A 4,277-nucleotide genomic window follows, 5' to 3' on the forward strand; every position below is an offset into this window, starting at 1 on the left:
CCCAAATTTACCGGACTGAGAGGCGATTCTTAAAAACAAGCGTGGGCGTGGTGGGGGCTCATGAATGCTTACATGCTTTCTGATTGCCAATGGCTACACAATATGAATTTGCAAAGAACATCCGTGACCATCTCAGCGCACATCTGCGAATGCGTCGCTAAAAAAAGCCCCGTAAGGGGCTAATGGAGTGATAGCGAGATTGTTTTATTTATGCAGACATATCCATCCTGGCACACTAGACCATCCTCACAAGCGTAAGCGCGAAACTTTTCAAAACTGCCGAAAAAGGTAACGGTTAACCAGGCTGTAATTTACTGCAAGGCCACCTAACAGGTTCTCATGGCAGACTTGATGGAAATGATGTGTTGAACGTGAACTGTTTTGGCAAGTAACCACTGTTTCAACGAAACTCAGTTTGATTACTTTGCTGCATGCCCGCGACCATAGTGCCACTGGTATGAAACACATTGAGCTGCACGTAACCCGGGCATTTGCGCAGAGCCGCTCCGCAGAGAATATCTACCCGACTAACGCGAAAGCCGCGAGGAGTAAGAAAGGAAGACGAGTGAGGGAAAGATAGCTAATTCACTCACATGTTACTGGCTTGACAGCATGGCTTGCCAGGGAAACTTATTTGAATGTCCGCTTTGGGCCAGTAACGGATGTTCATACAATTATTGCTTCTGTAACAGCAGCCAAATCAGCAAAACAAGGTTTGCCTAAAGCACTATTACTACCAGAACCATGCACAGCAGCATCACGTAGATTCGCGCGTGCCAGACATCGGGGACGGCGGGGATAGCCCGGCGGCTGAACACAATACCCGCCCAGCCGGTCACCAGGAGCAAGCCCAAGATTTTCAGGCTGATAAATCCCAAAAATCCGCCTGCCTGAATTTTATGCCAGCCGCTTATCGCATATGTCATCGCACCGCACAGCGCTACCGGCAGGGAAAGCGGGTTGGCCGCACTAATACACGCGCGCATTGCATGGCCGTGTCGTCGTAACAGTGGCACCGTCATTACGCTGCCGCCAACGCCCAGCAGTGCAGCAATCATGCCGATTAGCATACCGCCACCGGTAACTGTCATAAGTGATAAACGACGCGGCGCGCTGCCGCTGAAGAAGCCTTTGCGTAACAGACAATCCCCAATCGTCGCCAGCATATAAAGGATAAAAAGCGCACGAATCAGCGCCTCGCTCATCATTCCCGCTAACCACGAACCGACTACCGCGCCTGTGGCGATAAACCACAGCAGCGGAAACAAGACGGTTGAAGAAAGCCTGCCCGCTTGCCAGTTTTGGTAACTAACCCAGCCTGCGTTGAAAATCATCACCGCTGTCGAGGTGGCCACGGCAATATGCATCGCTTTTCCTGCCAGCAGCGGCTGCCGCATCAGCAACTGATAAATAAATGGCACGACAACAAAGCCGCCGCCGAAGCCAAAAAGGACCGTGGTTATGCCGGTAGTAAAGCCGGCAAGTACTATTATCAGCAATTCGTTCAAGGAGGTGTCCCGTTTACAAGTGAGGCAGCAGCATATCGCTCCAGCGGCCCGCTTCCCATTTGCGCAGCGCTCAATTACCCTTGCAAACTGGTCAGATGGGGACGGATATGCGAAACGAGAAAATTGACGGCTTCGATCGGCTGAATCGCGATGTTGTGGCGCTCGGCAACGACTATGCGCAGGGATTTTTCCTGCCGCAACATCAGCACCGCCGTGCGCAGCTTCTGTATGGCGCAACCGGCCTGATGCACGTTTCAACCCGGGACGGGGAATGGGTGGTGCCGCCCCAGCATGCGGTATGGATCCCCCCCGAAATCCTGCATGCCGTCAAGTTCACAGGCGTAACGACGCGTAGCCTGTATATCGAACCCGCATGCGCGTCCAGATTGCGTAACATCAGCCGCTGCGAAGTGATTGCCGTATCGCCGCTGTTGCGGCAGCTACTACTGGAGGCGGTTGATTTGCCGCCGTGCTATGACAGCGTACGCGATCGGGCGCTGATAGATTTAATGCTGCTTGAAGTGGCGGCAATGCCAGTGTGCGCGCTCGAGATCCCTTTGCCGCAGCAGCCCGCGCTGTTGAGGCTATGTCAGGCTTTTTTACTTGCGCCAGCCATTCACGATCCGGCAGAACGCTGGGCCAGCGCGCTGTTTATGAGCGGCAGCACATTTCGTCGCCATTTTCAGCAGCAAACCGGCATGTCGTTTTCAGCCTGGCGTCAGCGAGCCTGTGTGGTCAGCGCGCTGGCAATGCTGCTAACGGGAACACCGGTAAACGAAGTCGCGTTGTCGCTCGGCTATGACAATGGTTCTTCCTTCGCGACGATGTTCCGTCGGGTTACCGGCCAGCCACCTTCATTTTATCACCCGACTTAACAGGGGGGCTTTGTCCACTGCTACCAGCTCAGGTCTGATAGCTTTCCTGCGCCATTGACTGAGCAGACGCATGGCAGTTGCTGTTTTGAAGGTAGAATAAGCTTTGTAAAGCCAAGGTATAGACGTAATGCTGGAACAATAACGTTCGCGTTGTGCTAAAAGCGGGCATCATTCTATGTTTGTTTAAGTACCCGCACTCTTAAAGCGGCTTCGCTTTCAAAGCATCAGCAATAAAATCAACGAAAGTGCGAACCTTAAATGGAATGCGCATCGCACTCGGGTACACTGCCTGAATGGTAAGCTCTGATGTCCGGTAATCTGGCAGCAGCTCAATAAGTTGGCCCTGCCTTATGTGCTCTCGAAAAACAAAACAGGGGCCATATACAATCCCTGTACCGCCCAAGGCCGCTTCCATTAACAAGTGGATATTGTTTGATGTGAGCCGGCAACGGCTTTCGATAGTGTGTGGCCTGTTATCTGTGTCATAGATTGTCCAGTCTCCGGCAGAAATTGCCTGGCTGAAAGCCAGGCGCGGCATACGCGAGAGTTCATCTGGCGTTTCAGGCATGCCGTATTTTTTCAGAAAGTCTGTTGATGCGCATAAAACCATTTTACAGGGTGCCAGACGTCGGGTGACAAGCGTCGGATCGTCCAGATGTCCTATGCGTATGGCTACATCTATCCGTTCCTCAAGCAAATCAATATACTTATCCTCAAGGACAACACCTGCACTGACTTCCGGAAATTGCTCAAGGTAGCGTGACACAATCTTCCCCAGATGCATTTCGCCGAAGGCAAGAGGGGCGGCGATGCGTAACAATCCCCGGGGAGTGGCCTGAATGTCACTGGCTTCCCTGTCTGCGTCATCCAGAGCCTCGATAATCACTTTGCAGCGGTCATAATATCGCTGACCAACATCCGTAAGGCTCAGTCGGCGTGTAGAGCGCTGAATAAGCCGCACGTGTAAATCGGATTCTAAAGCACTGACATGTTTTCCTGCCATGGCTGATGAAAGTTTAAAACGTCTTGCGGCCGCAGCAAAACTGCCTTCCTCAACTGCCGCAATAAAAATTCGCATACTGGTAAACTTGTCCATTACGCACACCATTCGATAATATGGTTATCGACTGTAAACACTATTCAGCCAATTATCATTTATAAGAACTGTAATTAACATTGTTTTAAACCATGAGGAGAATGAAATAATGAAAATTACAGTGAACAATAGAGGTATTAATGTACAGCAACATGGTCGCGGTGAGCTTGCACTGGTGTTCCTGCATTACTATGGCGGATCATCCCGAACGTGGCAGAGCGTGATATCACAGTTACCTGATCACTATCGCACGGTAGCTATCGATCACCGTGGCTGGGGATTATCAGATGCGCCGAAGTCCGGATACCGGATTGCGGACCTTGCAAGTGATGCTGAAGGCGTCATTGCCGCGCTCAAGCTAAAGCGATATATCCTGATTGGCCACTCAATGGGAGGAAAAGTTGCCCAATTGATGGCATCCCGTCGGCCTCAAGGCCTTGAAGGGCTAATGCTGATTGCACCCTCTCCTCCTTCGCCCATGATGCTTTCTAAAGAAGATCGCGACAGGCTTACCAGTGCATATAGCAGCCGTGAATCAGTCGAGTTTGTTATCGACAATGTTCTGACGTCGAGGCCGCTTAGCCCGGCGCTCCGTGAGCAGGTCATTGAAGACAGTCTGAGCGCCGGAACTGAAGCGAAGGCTGCCTGGCCCGACATCGCCATGCGCGAAGACATTACAAGTGCAGTTGCCTCCATTAATGTTCCCGTAAGAGTCATATCAGGAGAGCTGGACCGGGTCGATACCCCGGAAACGTTGCAAAGAGAGCTGCTGCCTCGCATTCCTCACGCAGCAATGAT

At 51.7% G+C, this 4,277-nt stretch carries 4 protein-coding genes; 2 read left to right on the forward strand and 2 right to left on the reverse strand.

Annotated features, from left to right (window positions below):
• Positions 1 to 719: 719 nt before the first annotated feature.
• Positions 720 to 1,508 carry a sulfite exporter TauE/SafE family protein gene (locus tag QMM04_RS21200; RefSeq protein WP_282996954.1) on the reverse strand — a complete coding sequence of 263 codons (789 nt, stop codon included), beginning with the start codon at positions 1,506 to 1,508 and terminating at the stop codon, positions 720 to 722.
• Between the two features lie 107 nt (positions 1,509 to 1,615).
• On the opposite strand from QMM04_RS21200, the gene QMM04_RS21205 reads away from it, so the two are divergent.
• Positions 1,616 to 2,383, forward strand: a complete 768-nt coding sequence (locus QMM04_RS21205; protein WP_141496453.1) for a helix-turn-helix transcriptional regulator — start codon at positions 1,616 to 1,618, stop codon at positions 2,381 to 2,383.
• 199 nt (positions 2,384 to 2,582) lie between these two features.
• Here QMM04_RS21205 and QMM04_RS21210 read toward each other — a convergent pair whose 3' ends face one another.
• Positions 2,583 to 3,479 (reverse strand): LysR family transcriptional regulator, encoded by an 897-nt coding sequence (locus QMM04_RS21210; protein ID WP_282996955.1) that lies wholly within the window; start codon positions 3,477 to 3,479, stop codon positions 2,583 to 2,585.
• Between the two features lie 109 nt (positions 3,480 to 3,588).
• Between QMM04_RS21210 and QMM04_RS21215 the strand changes: the two genes are divergently transcribed.
• On the forward strand, positions 3,589 to 4,277 hold a 689-nt coding region (locus QMM04_RS21215), incomplete at its 3' end, for an alpha/beta hydrolase (RefSeq protein ID WP_282996956.1).

The organism is Pantoea sp. Pa-EAmG, from assembly GCF_030024295.1.
GTDB lineage: Bacteria > Pseudomonadota > Gammaproteobacteria > Enterobacterales > Enterobacteriaceae > Pantoea > Pantoea dispersa.